This window comes from Gordonia sp. AC31, from assembly GCF_031844505.1.
In the GTDB taxonomy this organism is placed as follows: domain Bacteria; phylum Actinomycetota; class Actinomycetes; order Mycobacteriales; family Mycobacteriaceae; genus Gordonia; species Gordonia hongkongensis.
Map to the genome: position 1 here is coordinate 253,600 of NZ_JAUZVK010000005.1, position 21,119 is coordinate 274,718.

General features: G+C 68.5%; 19 protein-coding genes and 1 pseudogene. 7 read left to right on the forward strand and 13 right to left on the reverse strand.

Going from position 1 to position 21,119, the window contains the following annotated elements:
* Positions 1 to 2 precede the first annotated feature (2 nt).
* Positions 3 to 428 carry a nitroreductase/quinone reductase family protein gene (locus Q9R39_RS08725; RefSeq protein WP_068970840.1) on the forward strand — a complete coding sequence of 142 codons (426 nt, stop codon included), beginning with the start codon at positions 3 to 5 and terminating at the stop codon, positions 426 to 428.
* Positions 429 to 475: 47 nt separating this feature from the next.
* Positions 476 to 1,426: a serine/threonine-protein kinase gene (locus Q9R39_RS08730; RefSeq protein WP_068970793.1), complete on the forward strand. Its 951-nt coding sequence runs from the start codon at positions 476 to 478 to the stop codon at positions 1,424 to 1,426.
* 4 nt (positions 1,427 to 1,430) lie between these two features.
* Here Q9R39_RS08730 and Q9R39_RS08735 read toward each other — a convergent pair whose 3' ends face one another.
* Entirely contained in the window at positions 1,431 to 2,564 is a 1,134-nt protein-coding gene (locus tag Q9R39_RS08735) for an amidohydrolase (RefSeq protein ID WP_068970792.1), read from the reverse strand.
* Between the two features lie 123 nt (positions 2,565 to 2,687).
* On the opposite strand from Q9R39_RS08735, the pseudogene Q9R39_RS08740 reads away from it, so the two are divergent.
* A pseudogene (locus Q9R39_RS08740) lies at positions 2,688 to 3,851 on the forward strand (FAD-binding oxidoreductase); the annotation flags it as partial.
* A 38-nt stretch (positions 3,852 to 3,889) separates the two neighbouring features.
* Here Q9R39_RS08740 and Q9R39_RS08745 read toward each other — a convergent pair.
* The 7 genes from Q9R39_RS08745 to dnaK all read right to left on the reverse strand — a co-directional run bounded on the left by Q9R39_RS08745 (position 3,890) and on the right by dnaK (position 10,991).
* The gene (locus tag Q9R39_RS08745) at positions 3,890 to 4,966 is read right to left on the reverse strand and encodes a hypothetical protein (RefSeq protein ID WP_068970791.1); all 1,077 of its coding nucleotides are present in this window, start codon (positions 4,964 to 4,966) and stop codon (positions 3,890 to 3,892) included.
* A 99-nt stretch (positions 4,967 to 5,065) separates the two neighbouring features.
* Entirely contained in the window at positions 5,066 to 6,172 is a 1,107-nt protein-coding gene (locus Q9R39_RS08750; RefSeq protein WP_159371535.1) for a hypothetical protein, read from the reverse strand.
* 18 nt (positions 6,173 to 6,190) lie between these two features.
* Positions 6,191 to 6,658, reverse strand: a complete 468-nt coding sequence (locus tag Q9R39_RS08755; protein ID WP_058249667.1) for an SRPBCC family protein — start codon at positions 6,656 to 6,658, stop codon at positions 6,191 to 6,193.
* 44 nt (positions 6,659 to 6,702) lie between these two features.
* On the reverse strand, positions 6,703 to 7,101 hold the full coding sequence (locus tag Q9R39_RS08760; protein WP_058249934.1) for a heat shock protein transcriptional repressor HspR: 399 nt from the start codon (positions 7,099 to 7,101) through the stop codon (positions 6,703 to 6,705).
* 3 nt (positions 7,102 to 7,104) lie between these two features.
* Complete coding sequence (dnaJ, locus tag Q9R39_RS08765) at positions 7,105 to 8,307, reverse strand: molecular chaperone DnaJ (protein WP_058249666.1); 1,203 nt, start codon at positions 8,305 to 8,307, stop codon at positions 7,105 to 7,107.
* 210 nt (positions 8,308 to 8,517) lie between these two features.
* Positions 8,518 to 9,150: a nucleotide exchange factor GrpE gene (grpE, locus tag Q9R39_RS08770; RefSeq protein WP_137809514.1), complete on the reverse strand. Its 633-nt coding sequence runs from the start codon at positions 9,148 to 9,150 to the stop codon at positions 8,518 to 8,520.
* Positions 9,147 to 10,991: a molecular chaperone DnaK gene (gene dnaK, locus Q9R39_RS08775; protein ID WP_137809515.1), complete on the reverse strand. Its 1,845-nt coding sequence runs from the start codon at positions 10,989 to 10,991 to the stop codon at positions 9,147 to 9,149. Before dnaK ends, grpE begins: the two co-directional genes overlap by 4 nt.
* Before the next feature lie 469 nt (positions 10,992 to 11,460).
* Between dnaK and Q9R39_RS08780 the strand changes: the two genes are divergently transcribed.
* Positions 11,461 to 12,279, forward strand: coding sequence for a DUF1353 domain-containing protein (locus Q9R39_RS08780; RefSeq protein ID WP_058249663.1), 819 nt, complete (start codon positions 11,461 to 11,463; stop codon positions 12,277 to 12,279).
* 101 nt (positions 12,280 to 12,380) lie between these two features.
* Positions 12,381 to 14,171, forward strand: a complete 1,791-nt coding sequence (locus tag Q9R39_RS08785; protein ID WP_165629526.1) for an HNH endonuclease signature motif containing protein — start codon at positions 12,381 to 12,383, stop codon at positions 14,169 to 14,171.
* Positions 14,172 to 14,252: 81 nt separating this feature from the next.
* Here Q9R39_RS08785 and lon read toward each other — a convergent pair whose 3' ends face one another.
* The gene (gene lon, locus Q9R39_RS08790; protein ID WP_165629525.1) at positions 14,253 to 16,595 is read right to left on the reverse strand and encodes an endopeptidase La; all 2,343 of its coding nucleotides are present in this window, start codon (positions 16,593 to 16,595) and stop codon (positions 14,253 to 14,255) included.
* Positions 16,596 to 16,743: 148 nt separating this feature from the next.
* Positions 16,744 to 16,926, reverse strand: a complete 183-nt coding sequence (locus tag Q9R39_RS08795) for a hypothetical protein (RefSeq protein WP_058249659.1) — start codon at positions 16,924 to 16,926, stop codon at positions 16,744 to 16,746.
* A gap of 196 nt (positions 16,927 to 17,122) precedes the next feature.
* Here Q9R39_RS08795 and Q9R39_RS08800 point away from each other — a divergent pair, with 196 nt between their 5' ends.
* On the forward strand, positions 17,123 to 17,542 hold the full coding sequence (locus Q9R39_RS08800; protein WP_058249658.1) for a MauE/DoxX family redox-associated membrane protein: 420 nt from the start codon (positions 17,123 to 17,125) through the stop codon (positions 17,540 to 17,542).
* Here Q9R39_RS08800 and Q9R39_RS08805 read toward each other — a convergent pair.
* Genes Q9R39_RS08805 through Q9R39_RS08815 form a run of 3 tightly spaced genes read right to left on the reverse strand, consistent with a single transcriptional unit; the run spans position 17,539 to position 20,110 of the window.
* Positions 17,539 to 19,011 (reverse strand): DHA2 family efflux MFS transporter permease subunit, encoded by a 1,473-nt coding sequence (locus Q9R39_RS08805; protein ID WP_068971025.1) that lies wholly within the window; start codon positions 19,009 to 19,011, stop codon positions 17,539 to 17,541. The two genes, Q9R39_RS08800 and Q9R39_RS08805, sit on opposite strands and share 4 nt — an antisense overlap.
* Complete coding sequence (locus Q9R39_RS08810; protein WP_068971026.1) at positions 19,008 to 19,526, reverse strand: alpha/beta fold hydrolase; 519 nt, start codon at positions 19,524 to 19,526, stop codon at positions 19,008 to 19,010. The genes Q9R39_RS08805 and Q9R39_RS08810 overlap by 4 nt, the downstream gene beginning before the upstream one ends.
* Positions 19,523 to 20,110: a TetR/AcrR family transcriptional regulator gene (locus Q9R39_RS08815; protein ID WP_238994950.1), complete on the reverse strand. Its 588-nt coding sequence runs from the start codon at positions 20,108 to 20,110 to the stop codon at positions 19,523 to 19,525. Before Q9R39_RS08815 ends, Q9R39_RS08810 begins: the two co-directional genes overlap by 4 nt.
* Before the next feature lie 98 nt (positions 20,111 to 20,208).
* Between Q9R39_RS08815 and Q9R39_RS08820 the strand changes: the two genes are divergently transcribed.
* Positions 20,209 to 21,114, forward strand: coding sequence for a chlorophyllase (locus tag Q9R39_RS08820; RefSeq protein WP_159371538.1), 906 nt, complete (start codon positions 20,209 to 20,211; stop codon positions 21,112 to 21,114).
* Positions 21,115 to 21,119 lie beyond the last annotated feature (5 nt).

Genomic DNA, 21,119 nt, shown 5'->3' on the forward strand with positions numbered 1-21,119 from the left:
ACGTGAACGATTTCAACGCGACCGTCATCAACGAGTTCCGCTCCAACAACGGGCATGTGGACACCGCCGGCTTCGGCAAGAACCTCGTGCTCCTGCACACGCTGGGCGCCAAGTCCGGCGAGCCGCGGATCAGTCCCCTGTTCGCCCTGCCCGACGCCGACAGCTGGCTGGTCATCGGCTCGTACGCCGGTTCGCCGAAGGCCCCGGCGTGGGTGCACAACCTACGGGCCCATCCCGAATCGGTCGCCGTGGAGGCGCCGGCGGAGAACGGCGTCGAACGGCTCGACACCGCGGTGACCGAAGTCGAGGGTGACGACTGGGAACCCGCGTGGCAGAAGTTCATCTCGGCATCCGAGCAGTTCCTGAAGTACACCGAGACCGCGCAGGGCCGGCGGTTCCCGATCTTCCGGCTGACACCGGCTCGCTGACCCGGCGGTTACCGCCGTCGGCCCTCGAACGCCACTACCCTGGCAGGGTGTTCGAGGTTGGCGAGAGCGTGGCCGGCTTCACCATCGACGACTTCCTCGGTGGCGGGGCGAGCGCAGATGTGTTCCGGGTCCATCGCGCCGGCGATGACGGGGGCCCGTCGTGCGATGAGCCGCTGGCCCTGAAGGTCCTGCACCCGAACGCGTCCGACCACGCGCGGGTCCGGGAGCGCTTCGAGCGGGAATTCGGGATCGCGTCGCTGCTCGATCATCCGCACATCGTGCGCATGATCGAGCACGGCGAGATCGCCTCACCGCGCGGGTCGCTCGGGCCGCGGCACCTGCCGTCGATGTGGCTGACCATGCAGTACATCGGCGGCCCCGCGGCGACCGCACTCGTCCCCGAGCGCGGCGACGAGCCGGACATGGACACCATCCTGCGGGTGGCGATGCAGATCGCCGATGCGCTGGATCATGCGCATTCGCAGGACATCCTGCATCGCGACGTCAAACCCGCGAACATCCTCCTCTCCCGCACCCCGCGATCTGTGGGTACACCCCTCGACGCCTACCTCTCGGACTTCGGGATCGCCCAGTTCCTCGACGACACCCGTCCACTCGCGCGCAACGGTCGTGTGCAGGGTTCCATCGGCTACGCCTCGCCCGAACTACTGCAGGCCCAGAAGCTCACCCCCGCAACCGATTTCTACGCATTCGCGTGCACGCTCGTCGAACTCATCACGGGCACACCACCGTATCCGCGGAACACCGCTTTCGCGATCACCTATGCCCACCTCAACGACGACCCGCCGAAACTCACCCGACGCCGCCCCTGGCTGCCATCGGCGATGAACTCGATCTTCGCCAAGGCGCTGGCGAAGTCACCGGAGGACCGGTATCCCTCGTGCACCGCCCTCGTCGAGATCCTGACCAGGCTCATGCGGGACGTGCCCGTGCCGGAGTCGCCGCAACGTTCGACGTGGTGGCCCCGCGGCCGGTGAGCGGTCAACCCGCCGCGTCATCGATCGCATAGACACGAACAGCGGTGTCGCGGAAGATCTTCCGCAGAGCCTCCGAACCCCACTGGGACACACAGTCGACGAGCGCGCCGACCAGCACGTCGACCGCGGCGTTGGGCCGATCGATCGGATAGTTGGACCCGAACATGATGCGGTCCGACCCGAAATGGGTGACGATGTGCTCGACGAAGGGACCGATCATCTCGGCGAGCGTGGCCTGACCGCCGATGTTGCCCCACCGTTCGTGACCGTAACCCAGTATCGGCATCGCCAGACCCGACAGTTTGACGACGACGTTGCGGTGGTTCGCCAGGGTCGTCATCCGTTCTCGCCACAATCGCCAGATGTCCGCGCGCGCTGCGGCTGTCGCGCCGGTGCGGACACCGACGGGACCGAAGACCCCTGCCGGGATGCCGAAGTGGTCGAGGACGATCGTCGTGTCGGGGTACTCCCGGGCCAGCAGGATCACGTCGTAGAGCTGATGGGAGTACACCGACGCCTCGAAGACCAGATCGCGGCTCGCGAGTTCGGCGAACCCCTCGAGGAACGCCGTCGAGGACAGCAGGTTGTCGGTGTCCCCGCCATCGCGGACGCGCGGATCGGGATGTCGGGACGCGACGATGCGGATGCCGCGGAACCGCGGCGAGGCCGCGAACTGTTCGTCGAGCATGGTCGCGAACGTGCGGGTCCGCGGATCGCCGTGCGAGATGACGGCGCCGAGGCGGGGGGTACCGGCCTGGCCGAACGGCAGGCTCTCGAGATATCGGGTCTCCTCGACGGCGGTGCTGTCCACCGGTGGCTCCGCGGCGTCGGCGACCTCGCGGCGCCAATGCGACTCGACGTGCACCACCGTGTCGATCGGTACCCCCACCACGGTCGGCACCAGCGCCGCATCGGTGGCGTACTGACGCGGCTCGTAGGCCCGGGCCACGGTGCGCGGGGTCAGGATGTACTCGCGGTCGGCGCGCGAGACCACGAGCGGAAACACCCGGTCGCCCAAGGTGGGGACGAACCCGTACAGCCGCGACGCCCGCGTGGCCGCCCACGGGGTACGCCGCGGGTTCCAGTGCTGCACATGGGCATCAACGATGCCCGTGAGGACCCCTTCGAGGGACGTCATCCCCGTACCTTGCCATACCTCATCACTGTCCGACATGGGATGCCGGATCCTGAATTGTGACGTGTTGAAGGACTAGTGTGGGTCTCTTGAACCGGGTGGGGAGACGAGCCGCGACGGAGGTGTGATCTTTTCGAGATGGCGACACATACGCGCCACGCGCTGCATCAGCTGCGGACGGCTGTCAATCGACAGCCCGACCGGTTCGTCACCAACGTCTACACCCGGATGTTTGCGATCGATCCCGACCTGCGTGACCTGTTCGGGGTGTCGATGGCGGCCCAGCGAGTGGCCTTCCATCGGGTCATCGACCATGTGCTGGAAGCGATCCCGGCCGAGTCGGGTCACGCCGAACTCGTGGAGTTCCTCGCGCAGCTCGGACGCGACCATCGCAAGTTCGGAGTCGAGCCCGAGCATTACCACGTGATGTACGCCGCCCTGATGGGCGAGTTCGGCAGCCTCATGGCCGGTTACTGGGACGCCGAGACCGAACAGACCGTCTCGCAGGCGATGATGCTGGTCACCGGGGTCATGCGGGGCGCGGCCGAGAGCGCGACCCATCCTGCGCGCTGGACCGCCGAGGTCGTCGAGAAGTACCGGATCACCCGGGACCTCGCGGTCGTCCGGCTTCTCGCCCACTCGCCGCTGACGTTCAACACGGGCCAATACCTCGAGGTGCACACCCCGCAATGGCCCAAGCAGTGGCGCAATCTCTCCCCCGCCATCCCGCCCAACCCGGCCGGTGAACTGGAGTTCCACGTGCGTGCGATCCCCCGTGGAACGGTCAGCACCGCGATCGTGAGCGAGACCAGCATCGGCGATGTGTGGACCCTCGCCCAGGGGCACGGGACGCTGCACGTCGACCGCGACAGCAAGGTCCTCATGGTGGCGGGCGGGACCGGGCTCGCACCGCTGCGGGCGTTGTTGATCGAGATGTCCATGCGCGCGGATTCGCCGGAGACGCACATCTTCTACGGCATGCGCTACCCGGGCGAGCTGTACGACCTGACCGTCCTGCGCCGCATCGCGTCGACCAATCCCTGGCTGCGGGTCACCGCCGTGTCCCAGGAGGAGAGCGATCCGTGGTGGATCAACGCGGTGGCGACACCCGCCGAGCTCGGCATCGACCACGAGATCGGCACCCTCGCCGACGTCGTGGCCCGGTCCGGTGACTGGCAGGACCGCCAGGTGCTCATCGCCGGCTCACCGCAGATGATCGAGAACACCCGACGCACGCTGATCATCGCGGGCGTCCGGGCCAGCCGCATCCAGCACGACCCGGTGTTCTGACCCGGTACCGGAGTTGGCTCCCCCGAACCGGTTGCGCCTCAGGGGACTTCGAGGCTCGGCTCGCCGCCGGCCGGAGCCGTGACCGTTTCGGTCTCGGTCACGGTGTACGTCTCGGGAGCCGACTCGGTCACCGTCTCCGTTCGAGTGACGGGACGCGGGGTGCTGGTGACCGTCGTCGTGCGGACGGAGGTCTCCGTCTCGGTCTCGGTGACCGTCGCCTCCTGGGTCGAGGTGACCGCTGCCGGTGTCTCGGTCACGGTGACGGGCGCGGGTTCGGCGACCGTCGACTCGGCGGTGAGGATCAGCGTCATCCCGACGGCGGCCAGGAACACGGCCGCGCCGATGGCGGCGCCGACGAACCACCAGCGACGTCCCGTGGACGTCCGCGGGGCGACGGGGGGTGCTGCCGCGGCGACCACCGCGGCATCGGCCGCACCGAGGGCCGAGGCCAGCGCCGGGTTGTCCGCGACGGTGACCGGGCGTTGCGCCGCGTACTCGAAGGCCGGCGCGATGCCGGGGAGTTGCGCGCCGGGGCCGACCACGATGACCGACGTGATGTCACGCCCGCGCGGCAGGCGGGTGACCGCCGTCGCGAGCCGGGTCGCCGCGTCGGGGTCGGTGACCGAGGCGATGTCGCCCGGCGCGAAGTCGGTCGTGCCGAGGACGGCGCCGGAGGACGTGTCGACGGTGGCGAGGGTCGTGCCGGCGGCCGGCGCGGCATCGCGATCCAGGTCGACGACGGCCACCACCCCACCGCGCGTCGCATGCGTGCACGCGATCTCGGCGAGTGCGGCGGCATAGCCGGTGACGACGACCTTCTCCGTCCACGACGGCCCGGTGCCGGCGCCCGGCGCGAAGGCCCGAGCCAGGTGGTCGCGGACGTCTGCGCGGGACGCCGAGATCCCGATGCGGTCGACCTCCACGGGGACGGAATCGACGAGTTCGAGGATCGCGGCCTCGGCACCGGCCGCCGACGCGTCCGGAAGGTCGACGAGATTGCTCGCCAGGACGTGGCCGTCGGCGTCGCGGACCACCGAGCTGATCTGGTCGTCGACGACGGAGATACCCAGGACCACGAACCCTGGCATCGGACCGTTTGCCGGTACCTCGGACATGGTTCACCTCCCGTCGCCGACCTTGCTGTGGCGTTCTGACCCGCAAGCCTAGCGGCTCGCCTGCGGTCCTCGTACACCCGGCTGTGCAGGTACACCGACTCAGATGGGCTCCGCGGGATGCTGCGTGTAGGCGGCGTCGCGCACCGCCTCGTCGGTTTCCAGGCCGGCGCCCAGGGCACCGCCGACGGTCGCGAGGGAGCACGTCAGCCAGGCGACCTCCAGATAGTCGGTGAAACCGGCCGGGTGGCCGAGCGTCGCACCGAAGACCTGCGGCACCACCAGGCACAGTGCGCCGAGGGCGGACAATACGAACAGCGCCGCGTAGAAGGCGCCGACGCCGAGGACCACCGTGATCACGGTGACGATGTTGAACAGCGCCACCTGTTCGCGCGTCTGACGGGAGGTGCCACGTTCCCACAGGTCGGCGCCGATGATCAGCGTCGCGGTGATCGCGATGATCGAGCCGAGCGCCACCCCGGTCAGGCGAATCCCACCGAAAGTGTCTGCGAGAAGCCAGATGTCGGCGGTGACGAGTGCGAAGACCCCGGCCGCGATCGCCCCGGTGAGGGCGCGGGTGAGGCCGAGTGCCAGCCGCCACGGGCGGTTGGCGCGCACCATGCCGGTGAGCAGACGCAGGTTCCCGGTCAGGACACGCGCGGTGAACGCGGTGCCCGCCTCGTCGACGTCGGTCCCGAGTTGGCGCACGCGATGGCGCAGCGCCGACCGCGCCGGCGACTTCTGGTGACCGCGGAGGTCGTCGGCGTCGGCACCGAGGAGTTGACCGACGAGTCCGGTGATGATGCCGCGGGCCCGCTGCCGCACTCCGGTGGCGCCGAGCGCCGGCACCGAGAGGACCGCGACGCCGTGCACTGCGTTGGCATGCGCGACGACCGGACGTTTGCCGACGTGTAGCGGCAGGTCGGTCAGGCAGAGCACCAGATCCCACTCGTGTTCGAGCAGAAGATCTCTTGTGGCGTCGACGATCTCGGCGTCGCCGGCCGGCGGCTGTACGACGCCGGCCTCGAGGAGATCCAGCTGCCAGCGCGCGCCAGGGAAGGTCGTCTGGATGTGGTCGGTGAGGTCGGCTTCGATGAGCTTGCGGGCGAGGTCGATCGCCTGGCCCGGCGCGGCGACGATGCCGAGGACGACGACGGGTTCATCCGAGGTGCCGGGCTCGGGGAACGACTCGGGGGAAGAGGAGTCCATCAAGGGTAACGGTCCGGCTCAGGCGAACCGGGCCGCGAGGGCCCGCAGGGTGCCCTCGATCCCCTTGCCGTTCTTCTTGTCGTAGCCGATGAGTTCCATGATCTTCGGTACCCGGAGCGTCGAGTAGTCGAAGGTCTCGGTGACCGCGGTCGTGGTCGGTGACGTCGACTCGAGTTCCCACCGCCAGCGGTGCCCCATCGGGTGCTGCCATTCGACGACCCGACCGGGTTCGAAGTCGGTGACGGTCGAGGTGATCTTGTACGGCACGCCGTACTGCTTCATCCCGACGCTGAAACGCGCCCCACGGGTCAGCGTCTCGGGCCCGTCCACAGGGGTGTCGCGGACCGTGCCGGAACCGTCGAGCTCCGGATGCCGATGCGGATTCGACACGAGCGCGAACACATCGGCGGCCGGGGCGTTCACGACGACCCGGCGCGAGACCTTGTGCGGGCCGGAGTCGACGGTGGTGACGGGTTCAGAAGCCATACGCTCAACGTTACGCACGTCCGTGGGCTCGCGTCGAAACCAGGTCAGTCGGTGGTGCGTTTGCGTCGCGGCTGCCAGACGACCAGGGCGTTGGTGCGCGGCACCGGGACGAGTTCGCCGCCGCGGCGGGTCCGCGACGCTTGCACCTCGTCGGTCAGCTCGCGCACGCGGTGCTGGAGTGCCTCGACCTGATTGCTCAGGTCGATGATGCGTTTGATGCCCGCGAGGTTGACGCCTTCCTCCTGCGAGAGACGCTGGATCTCGCGCAGGAGTTCGACGTCGCGGGACGAGTAGCGGCGACCACCGCCACTCGTCCGTTGCGGGGTGACCAGGCCCAGGCGGTCATACGTCCGCAGGGTCTGGGCGTGCATGCCGGCGAGTTCGGCGGCCACCGAGATCAGGAAGGTCGCGCCGTCGCCGTCGAAGTTGCTCGCACCGGCCATGACTCATCGCCCCCAGTCCGCCCGCGGGTCGAAACCGCTTGCCCGCTCGGCCTGGTCGTAGGCGCGCATCGCCTCGACCGCGGCCTCGTCGAGCTTGTTCGGAACCGCGACCTTCACGGTGACGAGCAGGTCGCCCGCCCCGCCGGAGCGCTTGGGCACTCCACGACCGCGCACGCGCAGCGTGCGGCCGTCGGTGGTGTTCGGCGGGATCTTCACCCCGACCGAACCCTCCAGGGTCGGAACCGAGACCGTCGCTCCGAGAACGAGTTCGGAGATCCGCACCGGCAGCTGCACCCGAAGGTCGTTGCCGCTGCGGGTGAACTGCTTGTGCGGGGTCACGTGCACGACGACGTAGAGGTCACCCGACGGGGCGCCACGACGACCGGCCTCGCCCTGCCCGGCGAGCCGGATGCGTTGACCGTCCTCGACGCCGGCGGGGATCCGGACGTTGATGGTGCGCGCGCGGACCTTCACGCCGCTGCCGTCGCAATCGGTGCACGGGTCGTCGATCCGCGACCCGGTGCCCTGGCAGTCCTGGCAGGGCTCGCTGAATCCGAACGCGCCCTGGTTGCGGCTCACGAACCCGGAACCGTTGCAGTTCGCGCACACCCGCGGACTGGTCCCGGGCTTGGCGCCCGAGCCGTGGCAGGTGGTGCAGGGTGACGGACTCGTCACCCGCAGGGGGACGGTCGTGCCGAGCGCGGCGTCAGAGAACGAGAGCGTCGTCTCGGTCTCGAGGTCCTTGCCACGACGCGGCCGGCTCGCCGTCGAAGTACGTTGCGTTCCGCCGCCGCGGTTGAACAGGCCGTCGAAGATGTCGCCGAAACCGCCACCGCCGCCCCCGGTCTGCGCCCCGCCGAACAGATCGCCGAGGTCGAAGTCGCCACCGCCGCCGGTGGTGTAGGTGGTTCCGCCGCCGGGGAAGCCACCCGGGAAGCCGTTGCCGCCGCCGCGGAATCGTCCGCCGGCGAACATGGCGCGTGTCTCGTCGTATTCCTTGCGCTTTTCGGCATCGCCGAGGACGCTGTGGGCTTCGGACACGCGCTTGAAGCGCTCTTCGGCCGCGCTGTCACCCGGATTCGCATCAGGATGCAGCTCGCGCGCGAGCTTGCGGTAGGCCTTCTTGATCTCTTCAGCCGAAGCGTCAGAAGCAACGCCCAGGTCCTTGTAGAAGTCGTGTTCTAACCACTCACGTTGTGGTGCCACCAGACGTCACCTCCTTGAGTTCTGTTGTCTGGATTGAAGTTTCAGTTGGGGCCACCTGCTCCCTGAGGTGCGAGCAGACCACCTGCTCCCTGAGGTGCGAGCGAAGCGAGCCACGAAGGGTTCGTCGCCCTTCGTGGCTCGTCGCTTGCGCTCCTCGCACCTCAGGGATCAGTGGTGAGTTCGCCCACCCAGGATCGAGCGACGGTCGTTCTATTGTGCACCGGGCGCGTCGCCCGCGGGAGCGGGATCGGTGACCGTCACCATCGCGGTGCGGATCACCTTCTCGCCCAGGCGGTAGCCGCATCGGTACACCGATCCGATCACCGGATGTGCCCCGGTACCGTCGTGCTGCACGGCTTCGTGGAGTTCGGGATCGAACTCGTCACCCGCCGCACCGAAGGCCACGAGACCTTCGGCGGCCAGCACACCGGTCAGCTTGTCGGCGACCGCACGCAGCGGACCGCTGTCGAGGTCGCCGTGCTCGCGTGCACGGTCGAGGTCGTCGATGATCGGCAGCAGCTTGTCGATCAGGATCTGCTTGCCGTAGGCGACCGACCCCTGCTTCTCCTCGGCGGCACGCCGCCGGAAGTTGGCGAACTGGGCGCGTTCGCGCTGCAGGTCGGCCGTCAGCTCGGCGACGCGGGCATCCGGCTCGTCGGCTGCGGTGTCGGCCTGCGACTCGTCCGTCTGGGACTCGTCGACAACCGGTCCGGCGTCGGCCGGGCCGGGGCCGGCGGCCGGCTCGTCGCGCACCTCACCCGTCTCCGGGTCGATACGACGACGGTCGGTCACCGTCACCGGCTCCTCGCCGGACCCATTCGACGAATGGGCTCCTGCGGTCACTTGTTCTCCTTCGAGTCGGCATCGTCGACGACCTCGGCGTCGACGACGTCGGGATCGCTGTCGGCCGCGGCGGACTCACCGTTGGGGGCCTCGGCAGCGGCGTTGGCGTAGATCGCCTGGCCGAGGGCCTGCGACTCCTCCGACAGCTTCTCGATCGCGGACTTGATCGCCGCGGTGTCGTTGCCCTTGAGCGCTTCCTGCGCCCCGGCGACAGCCGCCTCGACCTTCTCCTTCAGCTCCGCCGGGACCTTGTCCTCGTTCTCCTTGAGGAACTTCTCGGTCTGGTGGACCAGCGACTCCGCCTGGTTGCGGGTCTCGGCCTCCTCGCGACGCTTGCGGTCCTCGTCGGCGTGCGCCTCGGCGTCCTTGATCATGCGGTCGATCTCGTCCTTGCTCAGGCCGGAACCGTCCTGGATGCGGATCGAGTTCTCCTTGCCGGTGCCCTTGTCCTTCGCGGTGACGTGCACGATGCCGTTGGCGTCGATGTCGAAGGTCACCTCGATCTGCGGGACACCCTGCGGCGCCGGGGCGATGCCGCCGAGCTCGAAGCTGCCGAGCAGCTTGTTGTGCGAGGCGATCTCGCGCTCACCCTGATAGACCTGGATCTGCACCGACGGCTGGTTGTCCTCGGCGGTCGTGTAGGTCTCCGACCGCTTGGTCGGGATGGTGGTGTTGCGCTCGATCAGCTTGTGCATCACACCGCCCTTGGTCTCGATACCGAGGGAGAGCGGGGTGACGTCGAGCAGCAGCACGTCCTTGACCTCACCGCGGAGCACACCGGCCTGCAGTGCGGCGCCGACGGCGACGACCTCGTCCGGGTTGACGCCCTTGTTGGGCTCGCGGCCACCGGTCAGTTCCTTCACCAGGTCGGTGACGGCCGGCATACGGGTCGAACCACCGACGAGCACGACGTGGTCGATGTCGCCGACAGAGATGCCCGCATCCTTGATGACGGCCTGGAACGGTGCGCGGGTGCGCTCCAGGAGATCAGAGGTGATCTTCTGGAACTCGCTGCGTGAGAGCTGCTCGTCGAGGAACAGCGGGTTCTTGTCGGCGTCGACGGTGATGTAGGGCAGGTTGATCGAGGTGCTCTGGGAGCTCGAGAGTTCGATCTTGGCCTTCTCGGCAGCCTCGCGGAGACGCTGCAGGGCCATCTTGTCCTTGGTCAGGTCGATGCCGTTCTGGCTCTTGAACTTCTCGACGAGCCAGTCGACGACGCGCTGATCCCAGTCGTCACCACCGAGGTGGTTGTCGCCGGAGGTCGCACGGACCTCGACCACGCCGTCGCCGATCTCGAGCAGCGAGACGTCGAAGGTGCCGCCACCGAGGTCGAAGACCAGGATGGTCTGTTCCTTCTCACCCTTGTCGAGTCCGTAGGCCAGGGCGGCCGCGGTCGGCTCGTTGACGATGCGGAGCACGTTGAGGCCGGCGATCTGGCCGGCTTCCTTGGTGGCCTGACGCTGCGCGTCGTTGAAGTAGGCCGGGACGGTGATGACCGCGTCGGTCACGTCCTCACCCAGGTACGACTCGGCGTCGCGCTTGAGCTTCATGAGCGTGCGCGCGCTGATCTCCTGCGGGGTGTACTTCTTGTCGTCGATCTCGACGGTCCAGTCGCCTTCGCCCATGTGGCGCTTGACGGAGCGGATGGTGCGGTCGACGTTGGTGACCGCCTGGTTCTTGGCGGGCTGACCGACCAGCACCTCGCCGTTACGCGCGAACGCGACCACCGACGGGGTGGTCCGTGCGCCTTCGGCGTTGGCGATGACGGCGGCTTCGCCGCCTTCGAGCACGGCCACCACCGAGTTGGTGGTACCGAGGTCGATTCCAACAGCACGAGACATGTTTGGCTTCCTCCTAGTTTGCGGGTGTGCACCCGAGTCCTTGTCCCGGGGTCTCGCGACCGCGGGGATGTCGTGGCGAAACTCTGCGGGACCGGACTTCAGTGCGTCCGACTCATGTCCTACTGAAAAAGTAGATCCGAGTCAAACCGACTTGAGTCTTCGTCGCTCAGGTTTCTCGAAGTGTGTAACGGGGGTGGCCGACGGATTGTTCCCGGATCGTCGAAAAAATTGAGCGGAGTTCGCTCAATTTGGGCCGGGGCCTCAAACGCAAATGACGTTGCGCCCGGTTTCCGGGCACAACGTCATACGGATGCGTGGCTTCTTCGACCTCGCCATCGCCGGGGCCCCGGGCCCGCAACTTCCACGGTGGTCAGTACGCCACCACCCCAACACGCTGCGCCTCCGTTACCCATCGGTCCCGGTCGCGTGGGGGCTACGGTCGATACATCCCCTCGACGCGGAGGCGGCGATGAACGAGACCACACCGAACGATCCGCGATGGGTGCCGTGGCGGGTCGCGCCGACGTCGGGCTTCGAGGTCGACGACCCGACCGGGCGTGGCGAGGTCGAGATCGCGCAGATCGACGAGCGACAGTTTCTCGTGCGCAACGCCTTCCGGTTCTCCGATCCCGCGGTCGAGGAGTACCTGGTAACACAACTGGTCGAGCGAGGACAGACGGAAGCCGATGCGCGGGGCGCCGTCGACGCGGCCCGCGCGTTTGTGCCCGGCGACGACAACCCCACCGACCTCGCCTCGATCCCCCGGTTCCTGCGCTGGTTCGAGAACCCTTACGGCAGACACTCACTCGCGGCGCTCATCCACGACGAGCTCATCACGGGCACCGTCAACTCCGGCGCGCTCGGGAGTGACACCCTGTCCGACCGGTTCTTCCGCGAGATGATGCGGGCGTCCGGCGTCCCCTGGCTCAAGCGGTGGATCATGTGGTCGGCCGTGGCACTTCGCACGCGATGGGTCGCCGGCGGATGGCGACGTCTCAGTGTGGTCGGGTGGCTGGTGCTGAGCCTCGTCGGCATCTGCGCGGCGGTCGGTTCGAGCGGGGCGCTGCTGTTCGATTGGTCGTGGCCGACATCATCGCCGGCGGTCTCTCTCCTGCTCTCCCTGCTGATGATCTTCGTCGCCGCGCCGCTGTGGGGGCGCCAGTGGGCGGCGAGTCTCGTTGCGGCCGTGGCCGCCTTGTGGGTCCTGCCCGCCGCGATCGTGGCCTACTTCGCCTATGCGCTGTATCTGTTGTCGGAGAGGATCGCTCGCACCGTCGGGCTCACGTAGCGGCTCGGCCGAGCATTCTTGTCGGTGGTCGGGTCTACCTTGGATGTATAAGTTGAACCGGTCAACCAGGCCGGTTGGCAACGACTTCGGGGGGAGTCACTGTGGGGGCATGGACGAATCTGCCGGGCGAGTTCCTCGCCGGGGTCGATCCTGCTTGTCCGGCCGATGCCGACACCGCCACCCATATGCAGCGCCTGGGGTCGATCCGCGCGGGCGAGTCGTATCTGGCGTGGTGCCGCTATCAGACGATCCTGGTGTTGTGTGATCGGCTGTTGACCACGGTCGGCAACAGTTACGTCTCGGACGGTTTCGGTGACATCGTCGCCCGGGTCTCGCGCGAGGCCGGGATCACCCGCTACCGGGCGGGGATGCTGGTCGACGAGGCGCTGTGTCTGCGTGACCGACTGCCGCGGGTGTTGGAGACGTTGCGCGACGGCATCATCGGGCCGCACCAGATCCGCGAGATCATCGGCCGCACCCACTTGGTGTCCGATGATCACCTTCTCGACCCCGACGACCCCGACAGCCGCCGGATCATCGAGGTGCTCGACGAATCGATCGCCGACCTGCTGCGCTCCCGGTCCGGGTCGTGGTCGACGTCAGGTTTGCGCGACATGATCGACCGCCTGGTCTTCGGCCACGACGCCGACGCCGTCCGCGAACGGCGCCGCGAAGCGCTCGACAAACGCGGGGTGTGGACCGAGAACCACGGTGACGGCACCGGTGAGATCACCGCGGTCATGGCCGCCGAGAACATCCGAGCTTCCAACGCCTCGGTACGGGAGCTCGCCGCATCCGTCTGCGACCGCGATGGCCGCACCCTCGGGGAACGCAAGTCCGACGCCATGTACGCGTTGCTCACCCGAACAGCGTTCACCTGTGCGTGCGGACAATCCGACTGCACCGCAACACCTGTCGATCCTGGAGGTTCGGCGGCGAGTACCGACATCGTGATCCACGTCGTCACCGACGCCGACACCCTGGCCGGCGGGTCCGGACCCGGCTGGATCGACGGGCACGGAGTCATCTCCGACGAGCATGTGCGCGACCTCGCCGCCCGGCCCGACGCGACCATCAGACCGGTCACCCCCATCCGCACACCACCCACGCAGGTCGTCGCCGGCGAGGGCGGATACGACGACGAGCCCACGCGGACGGCGAACATCGCTGCGCCACAGCAGGCTACAGATGACACCGACGGCGCGGGTGACGCGTCGGCACCCCCGACTTCGGCCACACCGTCGTCGGAGCCACCGTCGACGGAGCCGCCGTCGTCGGAGATGGTGGTGGTCTACCCGGCTGCCCTGCCTGGTGACCCGTATCGTCCGACGAGTGCATGTGCGGAGTTCGTGCGGGTGCGCGACGGCTACTGCACCGAGCCGGGTTGCACGCGTTCGGCATTCACCGCCGATGTCGATCACGTCGCCGAGTACGACCACGCCCGGCCGGCACGCGGGGGTGCGACCTCGAGTGAGAACCTCAACGCCAAATGCCGTCCCGGTCATCTGCACAAGACCCACGGTGACTGGACCGATGTGCAGTACCGCGACGACGAGGGCCGCCTGGTCACCGAATACGTGACGCCCGAGGGCTTTGTGATCCCCGGCGAGGCCGAAACCCTCGAAGACCTCTTCCCCAACCTGCGTCGCATCCGGTTCGAACAAGCAGCGAAAGCGCCGCCCAGTCCGCGGATCATCGTGCCCGAACGGCAAGGCAGACAACAACAAGGCCGACAACCGCGCACGATCACCGAACGCACCGCCGCCAAACACGCGAAGCGGCGAGAAGAACGTGCCCGCAACAAGAAACAGCGCGGAACGAACCGCCGCGCCCGGAGCGAGGCAACCCACCATCAAGCGACAACCCACGACGACGAGCCCCCGCCATTCTGACGAACGCCGACACCCCGGCGGAACGTGATCGTCCACGAACCACCGGGGTGTTGGGCTGGGCCTGGGCTACAGCGCGCGGGATCAGGCCGCGGTCACCTGCGCGTCGACGGCGACTTCCAGCGCCTGCGCGAAGATCTCGGCGACATCGGTCATCGGCCGGACGTCGAGGGCGTCGAGCACCTCGGCCGGCACGTCGTCGAGGTCGGGCTCGTTGCGCTGCGGGATGAAGATGGTCTTCAGCCCGTTGCGTTGTGCGGCAAGCAGTTTCTGCTTGACCCCACCGATCGGCAGGACCCGCCCGTTGAGCGTGACCTCGCCGGTCATCCCGACATCGCTGCGCACCTGACGTCCCGTCGCCATCGACACCAGCGCGGTGACCATGGTGACGCCGGCGCTCGGACCGTCCTTCGGCACGGCCCCGGCCGGAACGTGCACGTGGATGGTCTTGTCGAGCGCTTTCGGGTCGACGCCGAGCTGCTCGGCGTGCGCCCGCACGTACGACAGTGCGATCTGCGCCGACTCCTTCATCACGTCGCCGAGCTGGCCGGTCAACTTCAGACCCGGCTCACCCTCGGTGGCGTTCACCTCGATGAACAGGACGTCGCCGCCCATGCCCGTGACCGCGAGACCGGTTGCGACACCGGGGACCGCCGTCCGCTCCGCCGATTCCGGCGTGAAGCGCGGACGCCCCAGGTAGTCGCGCAGATCGGGCTCGTCGATGGTGACGGGCGCCGTCGCGGTTCCCCCTTCGCCCGATTCGACCGCGAGGTTGGTCGCGGCCTTGCGCAGCGCCTTCGCCAGCAGCCGTTCGAACTGCCGCACACCGGGTTCGCGGGTGTAGTTGGCCGCGATCTCCCGCAGCGCCGCATCGGTGACGGTCACCTCGTCGGGTGTCAGCGCCGCCCGCTCGGCCTGTCGGGGCAGCAGGTAGTCGCGGGCGATGGCGACCTTGTCATCCTCGGTGTACCCGTCGAGGGTCACGAGCTCCATACGGTCGAGCAGGGCCGACGGGATGTTCTCGATGACGTTGGCGGTCGCGAGGAACAGCACATCGGACAGGTCGAGATCGAGATCGAGGTAGTGATCGCGGAAGGTGTGGTTCTGCGCGGGGTCGAGGACCTCGAGCAGCGCGGCGGCCGGGTCGCCCCGGTAGTCCGAGCCCACCTTGTCGATCTCGTCCAGCAGCACAACGGGATTCATCGATCCCGCCTCACCGATGGCCCGCACGATTCGGCCGGGCAGCGCACCGACGTAGGTACGCCGGTGGCCGCGGATCTCCGACTCGTCGCGCACACCGCCGAGGGCGACGCGCACGAACTTGCGGCCCAGCGCCCGGGCGACGCTCTCACCGAGCGATGTCTTGCCGACCCCGGGAGGACCGGCGAGCACCATCACGGCGCCCGACCCGCGTCCGCCGACGACCTGCAGGCCGCGTTCGGCGCGACGGGCACGCACCGCGAGGTACTCGACGATGCGGTCCTTCACGTCGTCGAGGCCGTGGTGGTCGGCGTCGAGGATTTCGCGCGCGCCCTTGACGTCGGTCGAGTCCTCGGTCCGGGTGTTCCACGGCAGGTCGAGGACGGTGTCGAGCCAGGTGCGGATCCATCCGGTCTCCGGCGACTGGTCGCTGGCGCGTTCGAGCTTGCCCACCTCGCGGAGCGCGGCCTCGCGCACCTTCTCGGGCAGGTCGGCTTCCTCGACGCGGCCGCGGTAGTCGTCGGCGCCCTCGGGTTCGTCCTCGCCGAGCTCCTTGCGGATGGCGGCGAGCTGCTGGCGAAGCAGGAATTCCTTCTGCTGCTTGTCCATGCCCGCGCGGACGTCCTCGGCGATCTTCTCGGTCACCTCGGACTCGGCCAGATGATCGCCGGTCCACTCGATGAGCAGCCGCAACCGCGCCGCGGTCACCGGCGTCTCGAGCAGCTCACGCTTCTGTTCGTCGGACAGCCACGACGCATAGCCCGAGGTGTCGGCGAGATCCGCCGGATCGGACATCTTGTTGACGGCGTCGATGAGCTGCCATGCCTCGCGGCGCTGCAGCATCGCCAGCACGAGCTTCTTGTACTCGCCGGCGAGTTCACGGTCCTCGTCGGTGGCCTCGACGGCGTCGACCTCGGTCACCTCGACCCACAGCGCCGCACCGTGACCGGGTGTCCCGGTTCCGATCTGCGCGCGCTGCTCACCCTTGACGACGGCTGCCATGCCGCCGCCCGGGATGCGGCCGACCTGCACGATCGACGCGATGACACCGTAGGTGGGATACCGATCGTCCAGACGTGGGGCGACCAGCAGTTTCCCGGTCTCGCTCGCCCGGGCGGCGTCGACCGTGGCCTGTGCGGCATCGTCGAGCGGGATGGGCACGACCATGCCGGGCAGGACGACGACGTCAGGAACGAAGAGAACCGGCAGTGAATATGTCTGCGACATGAAACCTCCAGAGTTAAGTCTGACCGACTCAACCCAGGTGGCAGGAATCTTGTTCCCGGGCGATTTATGCCAGGAGCGAACGGGGTGCGGCCGCCCAGGTGAAGCCGTCCGGTCGGGACAGTGGGCGTGAGCGTCAGCCGGGCGAACCTCAGGTGAGGTCGACCGCGGCGCGGGTGGCGAGGACGACGATCTGGGCGATCACCAGAACCGCGACCGCGACGAAGAACGCCGCGGTGGTCACGACGACACCGGCCGCCCCGCGCAGCGCACTCGGCACCGCATGCAGCCAGGACACGGAGAGTCGGTGTGCGGGTGCGACATCGGGGGTCATGGGCGGTCCTCTGCATACAACGAGCGACCACACCGTTGTGGTCGCAATCACAACACTCAATCACAAGTAAGTACTTCTGTGCCACAAATCGACATCAAGACTCATCCCGACCCGAACCCTCCGGCGCTGACCGTCCGAAACCCCGCCCGCCACGAAGTGCGGTAGAACCGAACCGACACCCACCCGAGGAGCCCACATGTCGATCGTCACGCCGACCACCACTCGTCAGCCGCTGGGCCGGGCCATCGCCCGGATCGCCCTGGGAGCGGTGCTGGTGATCGCCGGCGTCGGCCACCTCACCGCCCAGCGCGAGGAGTTCCAGGCACAGGTCCCCGACTGGGTGCCGTTCAGCAAGGACTTCGTGGTGCTGGCCTCCGGCGGCGTCGAGATCGCCCTGGGCGCCGCGTTGATCGCGCTGCCCCGCCACCGCAAGGTGGTGTCGTGGATCGTGGCCGCGTTCTTCGTGGTCATCTTCCCCGGCAACATCAACCAGTACGTCGAGCACATCGACGCCTTCGGACTCGACACCGACGAGAAGCGCCTGACGCGACTGTTCTTCCAGCCCGTCCTGGTGCTCTGGGCCATCGCGGCCGGCACGGGCGAACGCCGGGCCTAACCTGCCCGGGTAGCCGCATCCTGGCAGGCGGTGTCCACACCCGCACGGACCTGCGGCCGCACATCCGTGCTCGAGCGGATCGTGCACGCCGCCACCAGCCCGCCGACCGCGCAGCACGCCGCGCAGATGTACATGGCCGTCCGGAAGCCGGCGCCGAGCGGATCGCCGGGGCCCGCATCGATCCCCGCCACGGCGGGCAGCACCGCCACCGCGAGCAACCCCGCGAGCCGCGCCACCGCGTTGTTCACGCCCGACGCGGTACCGGCGAGCGCGTCGTCGACGGCGGCGAGCGCCGCTGAGGTGAGCGGCGCGACCGTCACCGTCATGCCGAGGCCGAACAGCAGCACCCCGGGCAGCACGGAGTCGACGTAGCCCGAGCCCGGCTCGACCCGGGACATCAGCGCGAAACCACCGGCCGCGATGAGCGGGCCGACCGTCATCGGCAGCCGTGGCCCGGTCCGCTGCGCCAGCTTGCCGACCAAGGGCGACCCGAACAGCATGATGAACGTGCTCGGGAACATCGCCGCGCCGGCCTCGAACGCCGAGTAACCGAGGCTCTGCTGCAACTGCAGGGCCAGCAGGAACAGCGCACCGCCCAGCGCCGCATAGACCAGCAGCGTCGTCAGATTGGCGCCGGTGAACTGCGACGACCGGAACAACCCCAGCGGCAGCAGCGGCGCCGACACCCGCGACTCGATCACCACGAAACCCGCGAGCGACACCACACCGACGATCCCGGCGGCGACCGTCTCGCCGCTCCACCCGTTCGACGGCCCCTCGATGAGTGCGTAGATCACGCCCGCGAGCCCGACGGTCATCGCCAGCGCACCCGCCACGTCCAGACGGGCGTTCGACGGCGCGCCTCGCGATTCGGGGACATGCCGGATCGCGATCCACAAAGCGCCCAGCGCGAGCGGCACACTGAGCAGGAATGTCCACCGCCACGACGCCGCGTCGACGAGCCAGCCACCGAGGAACGGGCCCAGAGCCGTGGTCGCGCCGGACATCCCGGCCCACAGACCGACCGCCGCACCGCGGTCCGACGGACGGATCTCGGCGTTGATCAACGCCAGACTGCCCGGCACCACCGCGGCCGCGGCGATCCCCTGCACGATCCGTGCGGCGACGAGGAGTTCGACGGTCGGCGCCAGCCCGCACGCGACCGTCGCCACCGCGAACACAGCGAGACCTCCGGCGAAGACAAGCCGACGCCCATACCGGTCGCCGGCGACACCACCGAGCAACAACAACGCGCTCAGCGTGAGCAGATACCCGTCGAGTACCCACTGCTGACCGCGTAGACCGGTATCGAGGTCGCGCGCGATGGCCGGCAGTGCGACGTTGACGACGGTGCCGTCGATGAAGGCGACACCCGAACCGAGGACCGCGGCGACGATCAGCCACCGCCCCGCCGCCGACGCGGCCGGCACTCCTCGGGCGTCGGCGTCGACCGCGCTGTTCTCGCTCATCGGTTCTCGGCGGTGTTGAGCTCGGCGGCGAGGACGTCGGCGAGCCCGTCGAACTGGTGACCGCCCACCGGATGACGATGCACCGGCGCCGACGGAAGGAACGCCGCGTTCAGGTCCAGATGCTCGACGGGCACCACGTCGTCGTCGACGCAGTGGTGGACCGAGGGGAGCAGAGAGCCGGTACCGGGGAACACATACTGCGGAATATCCCAACCATCCGGTCCCCAGTTCGGCATCGCAAGCAGCACAGCACTTCTCGGGGCGAGGCGGGCCTCGGCGAAGACATGCATCAGCACCGTCGCCCCGAACGAGTGCGCGACGACGTGATCGTCGGCGTCCAGCCCCTCGAGACGCTCCCGGATCGGACGGGCCCACGCCTCGATCGACATGTCGTCGTCGGAGAACCGCGGCATGTCCAGCGTCGCGTCGAGTGCCGCGGCCAGCGCCTCGGCGAGCGGGCCGTCGTCGGCATATCCGCCCGCGCCGTGGATGAAGAACAGCCGACGCTGCGTCATGCGTACTCACTCCCTACCGACGATGCACCGGAGCCGATCAGCAGCAGACCGACCATCGCCCTGGCGTCGGCGTCGGTGTACCCGGGTCCGATGATGCACAGGTTGCCGATCGCCCGTAGGAAGGTCAGCGCGCAGATGTCCCGGCTGACCTCTCCCGTGGCCTGCGCCGGTTCGAGTAGCGAGGCGAACGCCGGCACGAGGGTGTCGAAGATGAGCGCGTGCAGATCGACGAGGCTCGGGTCGTCCGAGCTGAGCGCGTCACTCAAGCCGTGTTTGGTGACGAGGAAGTCGGTGAACGCCGACGTCCACCGGCACAGCGCGGCACGCGGCGGGACCTGTTCGGCCAGAAGCTGTTCCGCCAGTGCCGCACATTCGTCGACCTGGTGCCGGTACACCGCGGTGACCAGTTCCGCCCGGGTCGGGAAATGCCGGTACACCGTGCCGACGCCGACACCGGCACGCGTGGCGATGTCCCGCACCGGGGCCTGCACGCCCGCATCGACGAAGGCCGCGGCCGCCGCCTCGAGAAGTGCCGTACGGCTCCGTTCGGCCTGCATCTGACGTGCTGTTTTTCCTGCGGACACCCTCCACCCCTTGCTCGCGGAACACTGTTCCGCTAGTTTGGCGGAACATCGTTCCGTCCAGGTTATCGCGCACCGGCCCCGTCCCGAAGGGAACTCCCATGTCCACGGAAGTGCTCGCTCGTCAGATCGTCTCCGTCAAGCCCATCGTCGTCCCCACCTCGGACCGTCCGTTCCCGTTGATGGTGAGGGTCACCGCACCGGCCACCGGGGATCGGCTCCCGGTCCTCGTGTTCTCCCACGGCAACGCCTGGTCGATGGACGGTTACGCACCACTCGTCGATCGTTGGGCTGCATCAGGTTTCGCCGTCATACAGCCGACGCATCTCGATTCCCGGCGCCACGGGATCGGATTCGACGACCCGCGATTCTCGTCCATCTGGCGCACGCGGGTGCAGGACGCGCACGCGGTGATCGACCATCTCGACGAGATCCTGATCGCGGCCGGCGGGGACCTGCGCCCACGCGTCGACCTCGAGCTGCTCGCCGCGGCCGGCCACTCATGGGGAGGTCAGACCGTCGGCACCCTCCTCGGCGCGCGTGTGATCGGGCCGGACGGTGTCGTCGGCCCGGATCTCGCACACCCCGCCGTGCGAGCGGGCGCACTGATCGCGACGGCCGGGACCGGCGACAGCCTGAGCGAGTACGCGCGCGAACACCTGCCGTTCATGCGGCCGGACTTCTCGACGATGTCCACCCCGGCGCTCGTCGTCGCCGGCGGCAAGGACGACTCGGCCCTGTCGACGCGTGGCCCGGAATGGCTGACCGACGCCTTCCACCTCTCCCCCGGCGCGACGGACTTGCTGTGGATTCCGGACGGCGAACACACTCTCGGCGGTATCGCCGGTGAGGCGGTCCGGGAGACCACCGATGAGAACCCGGCCCGGGTCGCGCTGGTGGCCGACGCAGTCGCGGCCTTTCTACTCGACGCGCTCGGCGTCAGTTCGGCCGCGTGGGAAGCTCTGCGGCAGTCGGACTCCGTCGACTTCACGGTGCACCGGAAGTGACGCCG

Bases quoted from the DNA above. Each gene is read 5' to 3' on its own strand.
- Q9R39_RS08760 (WP_058249934.1), bottom strand. From the start codon at position 7,101: ATGGCCGGTGCGAGCAACTTCGACGGCGACGGCGCGACCTTCCTGATC.
- dnaK (WP_137809515.1), bottom strand. From the start codon at position 10,991: ATGTCTCGTGCTGTTGGAATCGACCTCGGTACCACCAACTCGGTGGTG.
- Q9R39_RS08780 (WP_058249663.1), top strand. From the start codon at position 11,461: ATGAACGAGACCACACCGAACGATCCGCGATGGGTGCCGTGGCGGGTC.
- Q9R39_RS08805 (WP_068971025.1), bottom strand. From the start codon at position 19,011: ATGAGCGAGAACAGCGCGGTCGACGCCGACGCCCGAGGAGTGCCGGCC.
- Q9R39_RS08795 (WP_058249659.1), bottom strand. From the start codon at position 16,926: ATGACCCCCGATGTCGCACCCGCACACCGACTCTCCGTGTCCTGGCTG.
- Q9R39_RS08735 (WP_068970792.1), bottom strand. From the start codon at position 2,564: ATGACGTCCCTCGAAGGGGTCCTCACGGGCATCGTTGATGCCCATGTG.
- Q9R39_RS08820 (WP_159371538.1), top strand. From the start codon at position 20,209: ATGTCCACGGAAGTGCTCGCTCGTCAGATCGTCTCCGTCAAGCCCATC.
- Q9R39_RS08800 (WP_058249658.1), top strand. From the start codon at position 17,123: ATGTCGATCGTCACGCCGACCACCACTCGTCAGCCGCTGGGCCGGGCC.
- Q9R39_RS08750 (WP_159371535.1), bottom strand. From the start codon at position 6,172: ATGGACTCCTCTTCCCCCGAGTCGTTCCCCGAGCCCGGCACCTCGGAT.
- Q9R39_RS08755 (WP_058249667.1), bottom strand. From the start codon at position 6,658: ATGGCTTCTGAACCCGTCACCACCGTCGACTCCGGCCCGCACAAGGTC.
- Q9R39_RS08810 (WP_068971026.1), bottom strand. From the start codon at position 19,526: ATGACGCAGCGTCGGCTGTTCTTCATCCACGGCGCGGGCGGATATGCC.
- Q9R39_RS08745 (WP_068970791.1), bottom strand. From the start codon at position 4,966: ATGTCCGAGGTACCGGCAAACGGTCCGATGCCAGGGTTCGTGGTCCTG.
- lon (WP_165629525.1), bottom strand. From the start codon at position 16,595: ATGTCGCAGACATATTCACTGCCGGTTCTCTTCGTTCCTGACGTCGTC.